A 16,985-nucleotide genomic window follows, 5' to 3' on the forward strand; every position below is an offset into this window, starting at 1 on the left:
ACCGTCCGGCTGCCGGGCGCCGTCGGGGCTGTAACCTCCGTCACCCCCGCCGCGGCGGTGCCGCGGACGGGGGTGACGGGAGCGGGCGCGGGCCCGCGCCCCGGGGCTCAGCCGGAGCGGCGCAGCAGGGTGATCCGCGAGCGGGTCATCAGCGCCGCGAGCGCGGCGGCGATCACCGGCAGCAGCAGCACGGTGGCGGCGATGGTGGGCCACGGGAAGACCAGGGCCGCCTTGTTGGCGAGCTCCTCGGGGCTCATCCCGGGGTAGCTGCTCGCCGCGGCCTCGACCTTGCGCAGCGCCACCCCGGGCACCACGCCGCAGACCACGCCGAGCAAGGTGCCCATGGCGGCGATCACCCCGCACTGGAAGCCGGAGAGCGAGCGCCGGATGCGGGGCTCGGCGCCGACGGCGGCGAGGGTGGTCAGGTCGCGCTGGGAGTCGGCGGCGGCCAGTCCGGTGGCGATGCCGGCCGCGCCGAGGGCGACGATGGCCGCGAAGACGTTCAGCCCGAACTGGATCAGTCCGGCCGGGGACTCGTAGCCGCGTTCGATCTTGAGCACGTTGTGGTCGCTGAGCTTGGCCAGCGTGCCGTCGGCCTTCTGCTGGGCGCCGTCCGTGGGCACGGCGGCGGGCAGCCAGACCGAGCCGGCCGGCCGGGTGTTGAGGCCGAGTCGGGTGACGGTGTCCTGGCCGACCACGACCTGGGCCGGGGCGGCCGGGGAGGAGGGGGCGAGGACGGCGTCCAGGGCGACGTCGGTGTGGGTGGGCTTGCTCGCGCGGCTCCCGTCGTTCGTGGTGGGGTTCGGACCGGTGATCCGGACGATCGTCTTGCCGTCCTTGATGTAGCGGGCGTCGAAGACGACGGCCTTGCCGCCCGCGAGGGCCTGGCCGGCGGCCGGGTCGGTGATCCCGTAGAGGTTGCGCAGCAGGGTGGCGTCACCGACCGTGACCGGGCCGTACGAGGGGTTGCCCCAGTGGTGGTTCGACCGGCAGCGCTTGTCGGTGCTGAGGATCCGCTCGCGCTCGGTGTCGGAGAGGGTCTCCTCCGAGTCCATGAGCGGGCAGCGGTCCTCCTTGGGCAGCTCGACGCTGACGTAGCCGCAGTAGCTGCCGGCACCGCAGTCGGCCTTGGGTTCGACGCGCTGGACGTCGGCGCGCGGGCCGAGGTCGGGGATGCTGCGTTCGACGGCCTCGCGCATCTGCGGCAGCAGCTTGTCGTCGGCCGACCAGCCGCTGCCGAGGATGACCGCCCCGGACGGGCCGGAGGCGACGTACTCGCGCCGGTACTGCTCCTCGAAGCTGGCGATGTAGACGCTGACGGCGACGGAGCCGGCGACGGCGGCCATCACGGCGGCGACGGCGGGCGCGGTGCGGCCGCGGTGGCGCACGGAGTCGCGCAGGGCGAGCCGGGGGCCGAGGCTGAGCCAGCGGCCGAGCCGGCCGAACAGGCCGACGAGGTAGGGCACGAGGGCGACCATGCCGAGTTCGGCGACGGCCGAGCCGCCGAGGACGGCGAAGCTGCGGTTGCCGATGCCACCGGTGGCGCCGAACAGGGCGAGGGCGGCGCCGCCGGCGAGCATCAGCAGGCCGAAGACGGCGAGCTTGGGGCTCGGCGGCTTGAGGGTGTCGCGGCCGGTGAGCGCGGCGACGACGTCCTGCCGGGAGGCCTGGACGGCGGGCACGACGGCGGCGAGCAGGCCGGTGACGAGTCCGACGAGGAGGATGCCGAGCAGGTCGAGCGGCGGCAGGGCGAAGTGGCCGAAGCGCCGGCCGGAGCGCTCCTCGGCGGTGGTCTGCAGCAGGGCGACCAGGCCGATGCCGAGGCCCAGGCCGACCACGGCGCCGGTGATGCCGAGGACGATGCCGCCGCCGAGCACGACCGCGCGGACGTTGGCGCGCTCACCGCCGGCGGCGGCGAGCAGTCCGAGCTGGCGCCGGGAGCGCCGGGCGCCGACGGCGAAGGCGGGGCCCGCGAGGAGGACGATCTCCAGCAGGGCCATGCCGGCGACGGTGGCGAGGATGACGACGTCGGTCCGGTTGAAGTAGCTGGTGCCGCCGCCGTACTGCTTCTGCTGGACGTAGTACGGGACGTCGGCGCGGGCCGGCGGGTCGCTCAGGACGGCGCGCGAGGTGACCGCGAAGCCGTACTCGTTGAGTTCCTTGACCTTCTGCCAGTCGACGGTGGCGCCGGCCGGGAGCTTGACCAGCCAGCGGGTGGGCTCTCCCTTGCCGGGGTCGTCGGGGTTCTCGGGGAGTTTGTGGAGCACGGTGCCGGGGCGGGCGGTGAGTTCGGTGGCCCGCAGTTCGCCGGGGTACTCGTAGACGCCGGTGATGGTGAAGGGGCTGGACTCCAGGCCGCGGACGGCGGTCTTGTCCCCGATCCTGAGTCCGGAGCGCTTGAGGAAGTCCTGGGTGACGGCGGCCTCGGTGTCGGCGGTGGGGGCCCGGCCGCTGAGCAGGTCGATCCGGCCGCGCCAGACCGGGTCGGCCAGGTCGGCCTCGCTGACCCGGGTGCTGAGCAGGCCCTCGGTGCTGCTCGCCGCGGTGTACGGGCCGCTGAGCTCGGGCACCAGGGTGGCGCCCGGGATCAGCCGGCGGGCCAGTTCGGCGGGTGCGGTGTCGAGGGCGCGCTGCTGCGCGGGGGTGTACGCGGGGGCCGCGCCGTTCTTGGCCTCGTCCTTGGGGTCCTTGATCGTGAAGCCCTGCTCGGGGTCGGGGGCCTGCTGGATGGAGGAGCCGCGTTCGACCATGTGCACTTCGGCGGCGGCCTGGCCCATGACCCGGACGGAGTGTTCGACGGGCGTGAGTTCGGCGCTGCGGAAGACCACGTCGGCGCCGGTGACGCCGAGGACGGGCAGGGCGACCATGGCGATGACGAGGGCGCTGCGGCCCTTGGCGCGCAGGGCGTCGCGGCGGGCTATGCGCAGGGCCACCCGCCAGGCGCTGAGCTTCACTCGTCCACCTTCAGGCTGTTGCCGGCGGCGCTGACGAGCAGGCTGGCGGCGTCCTGGCTGGTGGACTCGTCGACCATCCGGCCGTCGCGCAGGAAGACGACGCGGTCGGCCCAGGCGGCGTGCCGGGCCTCGTGGGTGACCATCATGGCGGCGGCGCCGGCGTCGCAGCGGGCGCGCAGGACGGCGAGGACGGCTTCGCCGGTGGTGGAGTCGAGGGCGCCGGTGGGTTCGTCGGCGAGGACGAGGCGGCGGTCGCCGATCAGGGCGCGGGCGATGGCGACGCGCTGCTGCTGGCCGCCGGACATGTCGTCGGGGAAGCGGTCGGCGAGTTCGGGGATGCCGAGTTCCTCCAGGGCGACGAGGGCCTCGCGGCGGGCGGCGCGGGCGGACAGCCCGTCGAGTTCGCGCGGCAGCGAGATGTTCTCGGCGGCGGTGAGCGCCGGGATCAGGTTGTAGTCCTGGAAGACGTAGCCGACGGAGCGGCGGCGGACCTGGGCGAGCTTCTTGCGGTTGAGTTCGCCCAGGGCGACGCCCTCGACGAGGACCCGGCCGCCGCTGGGGGTGTCCAGGCCGCCGGCCAGGGTGAGCAGGGTCGACTTGCCGGAGCCGGAGGGGCCCATGACGGCGACGAACTCGCCGGGGTGGACCTTGAGGTCGACGCCGCGCAGGGCCTGGACCTCGGCGGCGCCCTGGCCGTGGACGCGGGTGACGTTCTCCAGGTGGAGCACCGGCGTCTGCCGGGCCTCTTCGGTGTGGGACACGAATTCCCCCCTTGTGCTGGGTGTGCGCTCGGAGTCGGGTCCGAGCCTGGTGGTTCGGTACCGCGGGGGCTCAGGTGCGCAGGCGACGGCGGCCGCGCCTGGCGGGCGCGGCACCGTCGTCGGCCGCCTCGGCGGTGCGGGTCTGCAGGAGTTCGGCCTGCTGGGCGAGCCGGGTCTCGCAGTGGTCGAGCCAGCGGATCTCCGCTTCGGTCTGGAAGATGAGCTGGTCGAGGACCAGCAGCCAGGCCAGGTCGTTGCCGGTGGAGGGCACCGCGCCGGGGCGCGTCTCGCCCGCGAGGGCGCGGCCCTTGAGGCGGGTGTAGTCCTGGAGCGCCTTGATGCTGTGCCGGCGCTGGCCCTGGACGACGGCGGAGACGTCCACCCCGGGGACGGTCACCGCCATGGCGAGCTTGATCGCCAGTTCGTCGCGCGGCGGGTTGGTCCTGGGCACCGGGGTGTCGAACCAGGTGCGCAGTTCCTCCCGGCCGGCGTCGGTGGTGGCGTAGAACTGGTGACCCTCGTCGTCCTCCCCCGCGGGCTCGACCAGTCCGTCGCGTTCCAGCCGCGACAGTGTGGTGTAGACCTGCCCGACGTTGAGCGGCCAGGTGGCGCCGGTGCGCGCCTCGAACTCGGTGCGCAGCTGGTAGCCGTAGCGCGGGCCCTGGTCGAGCAGGGCGAGCAGACCGTGACGGATGGACATACCGAGTATGTATACCCGGTATGCCCCGGCGCCTCAAGCCGGGTCCGCCCGCCCCGGGGAGCGGGTACCGTCGTGCGGTGTGAGCCAGTTGCGCATCGCCACCTTCAACCTCCTGCACGGCCAGCCGCTCGCCCCGGACGGCGGACCACGGCCCTACCCGTCCGACGCCGGCTGGCCGTTGGCCGAGGCGGTGGCCGCCCTGGACGCCGACGTACTGGCCCTCCAGGAGGTGGACCGGCACCAGGCACGCTCCGGCGGCACCGACCAGGCGGCGGTGGCGGCCGCGGCGATGGGTGCCAAGGACTGGCGCTTCGCCGCCGCGCTGCACGGCCGCCCGGCGCCGGTGGCGGGCTGGGTCAGGGAGCCGTCCGAGCCGGGCGCCCTGCGGGTGTACGGGCCGGACGAGACGGGCGACGGCGCCCCGCCCTCCTACGGGACGGCGCTGCTGACGAGGCTTCCGGTGCGGCACTGGCGGGCCCGGCGGTTCGCCCCGGCGCCGTTCGGGCTGCCGCTGCGGGTGGCCGGGCGGCGCGGCCTGACCCCGGTGCCGGACGAGCCGCGGGCGGCGCTGGCGGCCGTCCTGGAGGGCGAGCGCGGGCCGTTCACCGTGGTGGCGGCGCACCTGTCGTTCGTCCCCGGCTGGAACATGGCGCAGCTGGCCGGCATCCGGCGCTGGATCGCCGACCTGCCCCAGCCGTACCTGGTGCTGGGCGACTTCAACCTGGTCGGCGCGGTGCCGCGCACGGTGCTCGGCGGGGCGACGGCGCTGGAGCGCAGCGCGCCGCGGGCCCGGGTGCGGGAGCTGCGGGCGGCCCGGCGGGCCCGGCCCTCGCTGGCCGAGCCGCGCCGGCGCCGGGTGCGCGAGCCGCGGCCGCGGCTGCAGGGCTGGTACGACCTGGCGCGTACGCCGACCTACCCCTCGCACCGGCCGGCGGTGCAGTTCGACCACGTGCTGGCGATCGGGGTGCCGCGTGCGGCGGTCGGCCCGGCGGCGGCGCCGCGGGCGGCGGTGTCGGACCACCGCCCGCTGCTGGTCGAGGTGTCGCTGTAGGACGGGGCCGGTTCCCTACTGGGGCGTCAGGATCCCGGCCTGCTGGGGGAGTTGGACGGCGGTGGCGGCGGCCCTGGGCACCGCCGGCCCGAGCGCGGGCGGGGGGTCGAACTGGAGCAGCAGCATGGCCGCGTCGTCGCCGAGCTGGCGCCCGACGTGGCGCACCACGTCCTCGTGCAGGCGCCGCAGGACGTCGGCCGGGCGGCCGTCGGCGCAGCGCGGGAAGCGTTCGGCGAGCGGGTAGAAGACGCCCGCGCGGTCGCGGGCCTCGATCACCCCGTCGGTGAACAGCAGCACCCGGTCGTCGCCCTGGAGCAGCAGCCGGTGCACCGGTGGGCAGACGTCGGCCGGGTCGAGGACGCCCAGGGGCGGTACGGTCTCGGCGAGTTCGAGCGCGCTGACCTCGCCGCCGCGCAGCAGCAGCGGGGCGGGGTGGCCGCAGTTGACGATCTCCGCGGTGCCGTCGGGCCCGACGCCGATCAGCACCAGGGTGACGAACTCCTCCTCCACGCCCGGGTGGTCGTTCTCGTGCAGGGCGCGGTCGAGGCTGACGGCCAGCCAGCCGGCCACCCGGTCCAGGGCGGCCTCCTGGTGGGCGGCCTCGCGGAAGGCGCCGAGCACGGCGGCGGCCGTCTCCACCGCGCCGAGGCCCTTGCCGCGGACGTCACCGACCACGGCCCGCACCCCGTGCCGGGTGTTGACCACCTCGTAGAGGTCGCCGCCGATCCGGGCGTGCGCGGCGGCGGCCTCGTAGTGGACGGCGGCCCGGACGGTGCCGACCCGCTCGGGGACGGGCCGCAGCAGCACCCGGCGGGCGATCGAGGCGACCAGCTGGGCGTCGGCGAGCGCCTGCTCCTGGCGCAGCCTCAGGGTGGCGCTGACCCAGCCGATCGCGGCGACGAGCAGGATCGCGAAGACGCTGGCGGCGTGCACGGACTCGCCGAGCGTGTCGCTGCGGAAGGCCATCAGGAAGGCCGCCGCCTCGGTGCCCAGACCGATGGCGAGCGGGTACCAGGTTCGGCGGCTGACCACGGCGGCCAGCGCGGGCACGGCGGTGAGGGCCGGTTCGACCGTCACCTCGGTGCCGCTGAGGTAGTCGAGGGCGACGATCAGCACCATGCCGATGAACGGCAGCGACAGCGCCGTCCTCGGCCAGGTGCCGGTCGCGCCCGGAGCGGGCCCCGGTGTCGGCCCGGTGAACCGCTCTCTGATCCATCCGGTCGCGCTCAACTTCGGTCTCTCCAGCAGAAGACGCCGATGCCCGGGGGCACCTGCGGTGATGACTGAGGGTCAGGGAATGCGGGCCTCGCTGGCGGCCGGAGCACGGGGGTTGACCGGTTACCGACCCCACAATAGGCGCGAAACGTGCACGACGCACAGGTTTCGGGCACTGGCGTGATGACTTGGATGCTCTGCGTGACTCAATAGTCACTGTTCCCGATCAGGAGCCGTTCCAACTCTTTTCGGCCGGGAAGTCCTGTCGGACGGACGATCCGGCCGCTGCGGACGTACAGGAACGAAGCCGTGACCTGCTCGGGATCGACGCCCGCGTGCTCGGCCCAGGCCAGCCGGTAGACCGCGAGCTGCAACGGGTCGGCGGTCTCCTCCCGGTGGGTCTTCCAGTCCACCACTTCGTAGCGTGACGCACCACCGGATTCCGACAACCCGTCATCTTCCCGGTAGACGGCGTCGATCCGGCCCCGCACCACCCGGCCCGCCAGCACCAGCTGGAACGGCGCCTCCACCCGGTGGGGCTTGCGCTGCGCGTACGGGGTGCGCAGGAACGCCTCCTTGAGCCGCTCCAGGTCCTGCTCGTCCTCGATGCCGTCGTCGTCGGCGCCGGGCAGCGCGCCGGGCTCGACCAGCAGCAGCGGCTCGATCCGGGACTGCACCCAGGCGTGGAAGCGGGTGCCGCGCCGGGCCGCCGGCTGCGGCGGGCGCGGCATCGGGCGGGCCAGCTCGTGGGCGAAGCCGTCCGGGTCGGCGGCCAGGCGCAGCAGCTGGGTGGCGGACAGCGCGGCGGGCAGCGGCACGTCCCGGGCGGTGCGCCGGGAGCGCTCCAACTCGCCCAGCAGCGCGGTCAGATCGCGGTCCCAGGAGGCGACCTGGCGCTGGTCCTCGGGGGCCATCTCCTCCGGCCCGCCCTGCGCCTGGCCCGAGGGACCGGAGGTGAGCGGGCGGGTCACCGCCCCGGCCACGCGCGAGCGCACCACCTCGGCGACGCGGCGGCGGGCGTGCTGGGCGGCCGGGTCCAGCGGCAGCGGCCAGGGGTGTTCGACGGGGGCGGCGAGCGCCGGGTTCTCGGCGCCCTTCTCCGGCTGCTCGGCCCAGTGCTCGACCTCGCCGGCGCCGGGCCGCTCGCAGTGCTCGCGCAGCTGCTCCAGGAAGGCGGACGGGCCGCGGACGGTCTTCTGGCTCGGCCCCCACCAGTGCCCGGAGGCCAGCAGCAGCGACCGGGGCCGGGTGAACGCCACGTAGCCCAGGCGCAGTTCCTCGACGGCTGAGTGCTCGGCGAGCTCCTTGCGGAACGCCGTCATCGACTTCCCGTTCCAGCCACCGCGCACGTCGGGCAGGGTTTCGGCGTCGCCGCGCAGGGCGTGCGGAAGCACCCGCTTGGTGCTCGTCCAGCGTTCGCGCGGGCTCGATGACGGGAATGCGCCCCGTACCAGGCCGGGGACGGCGACCACGTCCCACTCCAGGCCCTTGGACTTGTGGGCGGTGAGCACCTTCACGGTGTCCTCGCCGCCGGGCAGGCTGCTGTCCAGGCCGCGCTCGTACTCCTGGGCGGCGCGCAGGAAGCCGAGGAAGGCGGCGAGGCCCGGGTCGCCGTCGAGGTCGGCGAAGGAGGCGGCGACGTCCAGGAAGGCGTGCAGGGTCTCCCGCCGCCGGGCGGCCAGGGCCTGCGGGGAGGCGGCGAGTTCGACCTCCAGGCCGGTGACGGACAGCACCCGGTGCAGCACGTCCATCAGCGGGTCGGCGAGCGAGCGGCGCAGGTCGCGCAGCTCGACGGCGAGCCGGGCGAAGCGCACCCGCGCCTCGGCGGAGAACGGCAGCTCGTCGGTCTTCCCCTGCTCACCGGACGGGGCTTCGAGGAAGGTCTCCACCGCGTCGGCCAGCGAGACCACCTCGGTCGGGTCGGCCTCGGCGACGGCGGCGGCCAGCGCCTCGACGCCCTCGGGCCGGTCGGTGCGCACCAGGTCGGCGGCCCGGCGGCCGAGCAGGGCGAGGTCGCGCGGGCCGATCCGCCAGCGCGGGCCGATCAGCAGGCGCACCAGCGCGGCGTTGGCGGTCGGGTCCTGCAGCACCTCGCAGACCGCGACCAGGTCGGCCACCTCGGGCAGCTGCAGCAGCCCGCCGAGGCCGACCACCTCGACCGGCACCTCCCGGGCGACCAGCGCGGCGTGGATGTCCGGGAAGGCCGCGCCGCCGCGGCACAGCACGGCGATCCGGCCGGGCGCGGTGCCGGTGCGCACCAGGTGGGCGACCGAGTCGGCCAGCCAGTCGATCTCCTCGGCGTGGGTGGGCAGCAGCGCCGCGCGCACGAAGCCGTCCTGCTCGGCGCCGGGGGCGGGGCGCAGCGCCTCGACGCCCTCGTGCATCTCCCGCAGCGGGGCGGCGAGTTCGTTGGCGAAGGCGAGCAGCCGGCCGCCGCTGCGGCGGTTCTCGCTGAGCGCGTAGCGGTCGGCGGGGCGGCCGTCGGCCTTCGGGAAGTGCCGGGGGAACTCGTCGAGGTTGGCCACCGAGGCGCCGCGCCAGCCGTAGATCGCCTGGCAGGGGTCGCCGACGGCGGTCACCGGGTGGCCGCTGCCGCCGCCCGTGGGGGAGGTGGCGGGGCCGGCGCCGAACAGGCCGGCGAGCATCAGCCGCTGGGCGACGGAGGTGTCCTGGTACTCGTCCAGCAGCACCACCTTGAACTGGCCGCGCAGCAGCTCGCCGACCTCGGGGCGCTGCTGGGCGAGGCGGGCGGCGGCGGCGATCTGGTCGCCGAAGTCCATCAGCCCGGCGGAGCGCTTGCGGCGCCGGTAGTCCTCGACCAGGCGCAGCAGCTCCAGCCGGGCCCGGGCGGCGGCCGGGACGGCCCGCAGGTCGTCGTTGGTCAGCTTGACGGTGGCGAGGGTGTCCAGCAGACCCTCGTCGTACTCGCGCAGGGTCTGCGGTTCGACCAGGTGCTCGGCGAGTTCGCCGTCCAGTGCGGTGAGGTCGGCGACCAGGTTGGCGAAGGTGCCGGTGAGCGCGGGGAAGGGGCCGCGGGCGCTGCGCAGCACCTTGGCGGCGAGCTGGAAGCGGGTGGCGTCGGCGAGCAGCCGGACGTCCGGTTCGACGCCGATCCGCAGGCCGTGCTCCTTGAGCAGGCGGCCGGCGAAGGCGTGGTAGGTGGAGATCTCCGGGTCTCCGAGCGGCTCGGCGGCGTCCCGGTCGGCGACACTCCCCCAGCCTCCGGCCGGGGGTACCCCCAGCGCGCCGAGACGCAGCGAGGCGCGGACCCGTTCGGAGAGTTCGGCGGCGGCCTTGTTGGTGAAGGTGAGGCCGAGCACCTCCTCGGGCCGTACGGCGCCGGAGCCGACCAGCCAGACCACCCGGGCGGCCATCACCGTGGTCTTGCCGGAGCCGGCGCCGGCCACGATCACGGCCGGTTCGAGGGGGGCCGCGATGGCCGCCATCTGTTCCCGGTTGAACGGGATCCCCAGCAGCTCCTTGAGCTGGTCGGGATGGCTGAGCACGGCGGTCACCCCGCAACCGTAACCGGAGCGACGGACAAGCTTCGCCTCGCCGGTGCCCGGGTGCGCTGCCCGACCGGCGGTGTCGCCGGTGCCCGACCGGCTACTCGACCAGCTGGGTGCCGTCGCGCTGGGCGGAGCAGCTGCGGCGGAAGGCGCAGCGGTCGCAGCCGCCGCCGGTCTGCGGGACGAAGCGCTCGGCGAGGACCTTCCCGGCGGCCTCGGCGAGCAGGTTCTCGATCCAGGGCTCGCCCTGGGGCGGCTCCTGGCGCTGCACCTTGGGGGCGTCCTGGGCGGCCTTGGCGGCGGGCTCGCGCAGGTGGACGAGTTCGGCGCCGCCGGTGTCGGGCGGGTGCGCGGTGAAGCCGGGCAGCTCGTTCAGGGCGCCGGCCCGGACGGCGAGCTGGTAGACGGCGAGCTGCTTGTGCTCGGGCAGCGACTTGTCGGTGGGTATCTGCTTGCCGGTCTTGAAGTCGACGACGTAGGCGCGTCCGGCCGAGTCCTTCTCGACCCGGTCCATCGAGCCGCGGATGCGCACCGCGACGCCGCCGACGTCGAGGGTGACGTCGAAGCCGTGCTCGGTGGCGACGAGGTCGCGGCCGCGTTCCAGGACGTGCCAGTTGAGGAAGCGCTCCAGGGCGGCGCGGGCCTCGGTCTTCTCCTGCTGGGACTTCCAGGGCGCGTCGAAGGCCAGGGCGTCCCAGACGGTGTCCAGCCGTTCCATGAGCACGGCGAGGTCGGCGGGGGTGCGGCCGGAGCCGACCTCGTCGGCGAGGGCGTGCACCACGTTGCCGAAGCCCTGGGCGGCCGAGCCCGCGCCGCGCGCCTTGACCTCCTTGTCCAGGAACCACTGCAGGGAGCAGCTCTCCAGCTGTTCCAGTCCGCTGCCGGACAGCCGGACGGGCGCGTCGGCGCTGCGCAGCGGTTCGGGCGCGGAGGTCGGGTCGTCCAGGCCCCACCAGCGTTCGGGGTGGGCGGCGGGCACCAGCGGCAGCCCGTCCTCGTCGGTGGCGGCGGCGAGGGTGGCGAGCCGTTCGGCGGCGGCGCGGCGCAGTTCGGGCGAGCGGGCGGGGTCGACGGTGACGGCGCGCAGTTCGGCGACGAGGGCGGCGACGGACAGCGGGCGGCGGGGGCGGTGGGTGACGTCCTCGACGGTGGCGGGCGGGGTGCGGCGGACCACCTTGCCGGTCCTGGGGTCGACGTCCTCGCGGTAGAGCTCGCGCAGGAAGCGGGAGGGCTCGTCGCCGTCGTCGGCGGGGGCCTTGACGGCGGTGACGATCAGCCGTTCCCTGGCGCGGGTCGCGGCGACGTAGAAGAGGCGGCGCTCCTCGCCGAGCAGGGCGCCCGGGGAGAGCGGTTCGGCGAGGCCGTCGCGGCCGATCCGGTCGGCCTCCAGCAGGGAGCCGCGGCGGCGCAGGTCGGGCCAGAGGCCGTCCTGGACGCCGGCGACGACGACCAGGCGCCACTCCAGGCCCTTGGAGCGGTGGGCGGTCATCAGCCGTACGGCCTCGGGGCGCACGGTCCGGACGGTGAGGGTGTCGGCGGCGATGTCCTGGGCTTCGAGTTCGGCGAGCAGGTCCAGGGCGCTGCGGTGGCCGGTGACCTGTTCCTCGGCGCGGGCGGCGGTCTCGAACAGGGCGCACAGCGCGTCCAGGTCGCGGTCGGCGTTGCGGCCGGCCGCGCCGCCGCGCAGGGCGGCGCGTTCCAGGCGCTCGCGCCAGCGGCGGCTGCCGTCCCACAGTTCCCACAGGGCCTCCTCGGCGGTGCAGCCGCCGGCCAGCTGTTCGCGGACCTTGCGCAGCAGGGTGCCGAGGTCGCGGGCGCGGCGGGCGTGCGCGGGGTCGAGGGCGACGAGGCGCTCGGGTTCGGCGAGGGCCTCGCGGATCAGCTCGGCGGCCGGGCGCGGGGCGGCGGCGGGGCCGGGGCGGGCCTTGGCGTCGGCGCGCAGCGCGGCGCGTTCCTCCTCGCGCAGGGCGCGGCCGAGGCGGCGCAGGTCGGAGCCGTCGAGGCCGCCGAGCGGGCCGGTGAGCAGGGCGTGTGCCAGTTCGGTGGTGAGCGGGTCGGGGGCGTCGGGGTCGCCCTGCTTGTCCCGGGCGGCCTGCTCGGCGCAGACCCGCAGGGCGAGCAGCAGCTGGGCGACGGCGGGTTCCTCGCGCAGCGGCAGGTCGTCGCCGTCGATCTCCAGCGGGACGCCGGCCGCCCCGAGTGCCCGCCGTACGCCGGGGATGGAGCGGGCACCGGCCCGGACGAGCACGGCCATCTCGCCCCAGGGGACGCCGTCCTCCAGGTGGGCGCGGCGCAGCAGGTCGGCGATCGAGTCGAGTTCGGCGCCGGGGGTCGGGTAGGTGTAGACCTCGACCCGGCCGCCCTCGCGGGAGGGCAGCAGGGCGCGGTGCTGGGCGAGCTTGTCGGCGGGCAGCCGGCCCATCGGCATCCGGCGGGCGAGTTCCCGGGAGGCGGCGAGCAGGACGGCGCCGGAGCGGCGGGAGACCCTGAGCACCTTGACCTCGGCGGGGCTGCCGTCGGCCTGCCGGAAGGTCTGCGGGAAGTCGAGGATGCCGTTGATGTCGGCGCCGCGGAAGGCGTAGATCGACTGGTCCGGGTCACCGACGGCGACGAGGTCGCGTCCGCCGCCGGCCAGCCGGCGCAGCAGCCGGACCTGGGAGGGGTCGGTGTCCTGGTACTCGTCGACGAAGACGACGTCGTAGCGCCGCCGCAGTTCCTCGCCGACGTCGGGGCGTTCGGCGAGGAGGACGGCGCGGTGGACGAGTTCGGCGTAGTCGAGGACGCCGCGCAGGTCGAGGACGTCGAGGTAGTCGGCCAGGAAGTGCGCGGCGGCGGCCCAGTCGGGGCGCTGGACGCCCTGGGCGAAGCGTTCCAGTTCGGCTTCGCCGAGGCCGAGTTCGCGGCTGCGGGCGAGGACGGCGCGGACCTCGTCGGCGAAGCCGCGGGTGGTGAGGCAGGCCCGCAGGTCCAGCGGCCACCGGATGCGGGAGTTGCCGAGCCTGGCGTCCTCGGCGCCGCCGGCCAGCAGTTCGCGGACCATGACGTCCTGCTCGGGGCCGGAGAGCAGCCGCAGCGGCTCGGCGTAGTCCTGCGGGTCCTGGTGGGCGCGCAGCAGGGCGTAGCAGAAGGAGTGGAAGGTGGTGGCCTGCGGGGCGGCGGCCGAGCCGCCGAGGCGGCCGGACATCCGGTCGCGCAGTTCCGTGGCGGCCTTGCGGCTGAAGGTGAGGACGAGGATCCGCTCGGGGTCGGTGCCGTCCTCGATCCGCCGGGCGACGGCTTCGACGAGTGTGGTGGTCTTGCCGGTGCCCGGCCCGGCCAGGACGAGCAGCGGCCCGCCGGCGTGCTCGACCACGGCGCGCTGGTAGGCGTCCAGCACGGGTGGGTCGGGCTGGACGAGCGGGCTGCGCACGAGCCGGTAGGGGGAGCTCACGTACTTGGTCCTGGGGTCGGGCGGTGGGGCACGGCGGGGGCGGGCCCGTGGTGGGTCCGCCCGCATCGAGCCTACGATCCTGCCCCGTCAATCCGATCCGTGCGGCGGTTTCAGCGACTTTCCCGGCCGTCCCAGCGGGCCCGTTCGAGGTCGACCCGGGGCGGGTCGGCGAGTTCGCGCAGCGGGGTGCCCTCGTCGCCGTAGTGGGCGAGGGCGCGTTGCTCGTGGCCGGGCAGCAGGCGGCCGTCCGCGCGGATGACCCGCCACCAGGGCACCGAGCCGCCGTACAGGGCCATCACCCGGCCGACCTGTCGGGGGCCGCCCTGGCCGAGGTATTCGGCGACGTCGCCGTAGGTCATCACCCTGCCGGGTGGAATCCGCTCGGTCAGGTCGAGCACCAGTTCGACGAAGGGTGGCAGGGCATCCGGAAGGCTTTCGTGTGTTGCGTCCGTCACCTGCGGCATCCTTCCCTACGGGGGCGCACCCGCGGCCCCGCAAGGAAGGATGCGCCGCGCCCGATCCGCCCCCTGTCCCGCACGGGGCGCCGGGGCATGCCACCATCTTCCGGGGCGGTGAGTGGTGATACGAGGACAAGACCAGATGACCGGGACGGCTGACGTGGGCGTGGACAAGGACTCCGACGAGTCCACCGCCGCCGTGCCGTCGCCGCCCGGGAGCGAGAACAAGGGCCGGCCCGAACCGGGGCCGACGCCGGAAGTCTCCCTGATCAAGGACCGGACGATCAAGACCCCCGCACCAGCGAAGGCCCCCGGACAGCCCGGCCCGCCCCCGGTCGAGACCACCGCGGCCCCGGAGCCGGCGGCCGCGCGGGTCCCGCAGACCCCCGCCACCCCGCCCGAGGACCACGAGGCCCTGGACGACGCCCCGCACCTGGACGTCGACGAGCCGCTGCTCGCCGCCCGCGCGCACCGCCCGTCCGACCTGATCCGCTTCCTGGCCGGCGTCCTCGGGATAGTCGCCGTCTTCGTGCTGGCCGGCATCGCCACCTCGACCACCACCGGCATCGAGCAGGACATCGCCTCCAACGCGCCGCACTTCTCCGCGGTGTTCTCCACCATCACCGGCCTGCTCTCCAGCGTCGCGGTGCTCGCCGTGCCGCTGGCCTTCGCCGTCGAGCGGCTGATCAAACGCGACGGCCTGCGGGTCGCCGACGGCGTGCTCGCCTCGGTGCTGGCGTACGGCGTCTCGCTCGGCATCGACTGGTGGGTGGCCGAGGGCGCCTCCGAGCACATCCGGGACGCGCTGACCCGGCTGCCGATGGACAGCAACGGCACCCTCACCGACCCGGTGCACGGCTACCTCGCCCCGGTGATCGCCTACATGACCGCCGTCGGCATGTCGAGCAGACCGCGCTGGCGGGTCGCCCTGTGGGTGGTGGTCGTCTTCAGCGGCGTCACCGAGCTGCTCGGCGGCTACACCACCCCGATGTCGCTGCTGCTCACCGTGCTGATCGGCTGGTCCGTCGCCTACGGCACGCTGTACGCGATCGGCTCCCCCAACATCCGGCCCACCGGCCAGCACCTGATGATCGGCCTGCGCAAGGTCGGCTTCACCCCGGCCGGCGCCGTGCGCGCCCCCGACGCCCCCGGCGGCACCCGCCGCTACCACGTCACCCAGCAGGCCGGGCCCCAGCTGGACGTCCACATCATCGACCGCGAGCAGCAGGCCTCCGGCTTCTTCTACCGGGCCTGGCGGCGGCTGCGGCTGCGCTCGGTCGCGGTGCGCCGCAGCCCCCAGTCGCTGCGCCAGGCGCTGGAGCAGGAGGCCCTGATCGCGTACGCGGCGGCCGCCTCGGGCGCCCGCGCGCCGCAGCTGGTCGCCACCTCCGAGCTCGGCCCGGACGCCGCGATCCTGGTGTACGAGAACGTCGAGGGCCGCACCCTGGACGAGCTGGCCGACGAGGAGGTCACCGACCGGGTGATGGCCTCGATCTGGCAGTCGGTGGCCGCCCTGCACGAGCGCCGGATCGCCCACCGCCGGCTCACCGGCGAGTCGCTGCTGGTGGTGGACGAGCGGTCCGGCTGCCTGGTCAACCTCTCCGGCGGCGACATCGCCGCCACCGACCTGACGCTGCGGATCGACGTCGCCCAGCTGCTCACCACCTTCGCGCTGCGGATCGGCCCGGAGCGGGCCGTCGCCACCGCCAACGCGGTGCTCGGCGCCGACCGGGTGGCGCAGGCGCTGCCGCTGCTCCAGCCGGTCGGGATGAGCCGCTCCACCCGGGTCGACCTCGCCAAGCTCACCAAGGAGCGCAAGACCGCCGCCCGGGCCAGGGCGCTGGAGCAGGTCGCGGCCGGCGAGCGCACCCAGCAGCAGGCGGAGGAGGACATCGCGGCGGCCGGCGAGGACCTGCTGAGCCGCATCCGCGGCCAGATCCTCCAGATCGCCCCCGAGGCCCCGATGGCCCCGGCCAAGCTGGAACGGCTGAAGCCGAAGACCCTGATCATGGTCATCGCGCTCACCTTCGCCGCCTACCTGGCGCTGACCACCATCAAGCCGGCCCAGCTGAAGCTCTCCCAGATGAACTGGGCCTGGGCCGCGGCCGCGCTGCTCGCCGCCGCCTTCAGCTACGTGGCCGCCTCGATGAGCCTGACCGGCTTCGTCCCCGAGCGGCTGCCGTTCCGGCGCACCGTCGCCGCCCAGCTGGCCGGCTCCTTCGTCAAGCTGGTCGCCCCCGCCGCGATCGGCGGCATCGCGCTCAACACCCGCTACCTGCAGAAGGCCGGCATCCGCTCCGGCCAGGCGGTCGCCTCGGTCGGCGCCTCCCAGCTGGCGGGCCTGGCCGGGCACCTGCTGCTGCTGTTCAGCTTCGGTCTGATCACCGGCAGCCAGACCAACGGGGACCTCTCCGCCTCCCGCGCGGTGATCATCGGCGTGCTGTCCGCCGCCGTGCTCGCCCTGGTGGTGGCCGCCGTCGCGCCGCTGCGCCGGTTCGTGCTGGGCCGGCTGCGCTCGCTGTTCTTCGGCGTGGTGCCGCGGATGCTGGACCTGATGCAGACGCCCAGCAAGCTGGTCACCGGCTTCGGCGGCATCCTGCTGCTGACCCTCTCCTTCACCGCCTGCCTGGACTTCTCGGTGCAGGCCTTCGGCGGGGACATCAGCTTCTCGGCCGTCGCGGTGGTCTTCCTGACCGCCAACGCGGCCGGCTCGGCGATCCCCACCCCGGGCGGCATCGGCCCGGTCGAGGTCGCCCTGATCGGCGCCCTGACCGTCGCCGACGTCTCCCCCGCGGTCGCCACCCCGGCGGTCTTCCTCTACCGGGCGCTCACCTTCTGGCTGCCGGTGATACCCGGCTGGATCGCCTACAACGTGCTCCAGCGCAAGAACGCGCTCTGAGCCGCCCC

Annotated in this window: 9 protein-coding genes; 2 read left to right on the forward strand and 7 right to left on the reverse strand. The window is 75.0% G+C overall.

Annotation, left to right across the window (positions count from 1 at the left end):
* Window positions 1-107 precede the first annotated feature (107 nt).
* The 3 genes from ACGF0D_RS02475 to ACGF0D_RS02485 form a co-directional block, all read right to left on the reverse strand.
* Window positions 108-2,954, reverse strand: coding sequence for an FtsX-like permease family protein (locus ACGF0D_RS02475; protein WP_392913669.1), 2,847 nt, complete (start codon window positions 2,952-2,954; stop codon window positions 108-110).
* Window positions 2,951-3,715, reverse strand: a complete 765-nt coding sequence (locus tag ACGF0D_RS02480; protein ID WP_392913670.1) for an ABC transporter ATP-binding protein — start codon at window positions 3,713-3,715, stop codon at window positions 2,951-2,953. Before ACGF0D_RS02480 ends, ACGF0D_RS02475 begins: the two co-directional genes overlap by 4 nt.
* A 70-nt stretch (window positions 3,716-3,785) precedes the next feature.
* Window positions 3,786-4,415 (reverse strand): PadR family transcriptional regulator, encoded by a 630-nt coding sequence (locus ACGF0D_RS02485; protein WP_392913671.1) that lies wholly within the window; start codon window positions 4,413-4,415, stop codon window positions 3,786-3,788.
* A 79-nt stretch (window positions 4,416-4,494) separates the two neighbouring features.
* Between ACGF0D_RS02485 and ACGF0D_RS02490 the strand changes: the two genes are divergently transcribed.
* Window positions 4,495-5,466, forward strand: coding sequence for an endonuclease/exonuclease/phosphatase family protein (locus ACGF0D_RS02490; protein ID WP_392913672.1), 972 nt, complete (start codon window positions 4,495-4,497; stop codon window positions 5,464-5,466).
* Window positions 5,467-5,481: 15 nt separating this feature from the next.
* On the opposite strand, the gene ACGF0D_RS02495 is transcribed toward ACGF0D_RS02490, so the two are convergent.
* From ACGF0D_RS02495 to ACGF0D_RS02510, 4 genes are all read right to left on the reverse strand, one after another.
* Window positions 5,482-6,696, reverse strand: a complete 1,215-nt coding sequence (locus tag ACGF0D_RS02495) for a PP2C family protein-serine/threonine phosphatase (protein ID WP_392913673.1) — start codon at window positions 6,694-6,696, stop codon at window positions 5,482-5,484.
* A 191-nt stretch (window positions 6,697-6,887) separates the two neighbouring features.
* Window positions 6,888-10,196, reverse strand: a complete 3,309-nt coding sequence (locus ACGF0D_RS02500; RefSeq protein WP_392913674.1) for a UvrD-helicase domain-containing protein — start codon at window positions 10,194-10,196, stop codon at window positions 6,888-6,890.
* Between the two features lie 91 nt (window positions 10,197-10,287).
* Window positions 10,288-13,686 carry an ATP-dependent helicase gene (locus tag ACGF0D_RS02505; protein ID WP_392913675.1) on the reverse strand — a complete coding sequence of 1,133 codons (3,399 nt, stop codon included), beginning with the start codon at window positions 13,684-13,686 and terminating at the stop codon, window positions 10,288-10,290.
* A gap of 44 nt (window positions 13,687-13,730) precedes the next feature.
* Window positions 13,731-14,084 carry an MGMT family protein gene (locus ACGF0D_RS02510; protein WP_392873465.1) on the reverse strand — a complete coding sequence of 118 codons (354 nt, stop codon included), beginning with the start codon at window positions 14,082-14,084 and terminating at the stop codon, window positions 13,731-13,733.
* A gap of 136 nt (window positions 14,085-14,220) precedes the next feature.
* Between ACGF0D_RS02510 and ACGF0D_RS02515 the strand changes: the two genes are divergently transcribed.
* A complete protein-coding gene (locus ACGF0D_RS02515; protein ID WP_392913676.1) occupies window positions 14,221-16,977 on the forward strand; it encodes a flippase-like domain-containing protein in 2,757 nt (918 codons plus the stop codon).
* Window positions 16,978-16,985 lie beyond the last annotated feature (8 nt).

It is taken from the genome of Kitasatospora sp. NPDC048298 (assembly GCF_043201465.1).
GTDB lineage: Bacteria > Actinomycetota > Actinomycetes > Streptomycetales > Streptomycetaceae > Kitasatospora.

Bases quoted from the DNA above. Each gene is read 5' to 3' on its own strand.
- ACGF0D_RS02485 (WP_392913671.1), bottom strand. From the start codon at position 4,415: ATGTCCATCCGTCACGGTCTGCTCGCCCTGCTCGACCAGGGCCCGCGC.
- ACGF0D_RS02510 (WP_392873465.1), bottom strand. From the start codon at position 14,084: ATGCCGCAGGTGACGGACGCAACACACGAAAGCCTTCCGGATGCCCTG.
- ACGF0D_RS02505 (WP_392913675.1), bottom strand. From the start codon at position 13,686: ATGCGGGCGGACCCACCACGGGCCCGCCCCCGCCGTGCCCCACCGCCC.
- ACGF0D_RS02515 (WP_392913676.1), top strand. From the start codon at position 14,221: ATGACCGGGACGGCTGACGTGGGCGTGGACAAGGACTCCGACGAGTCC.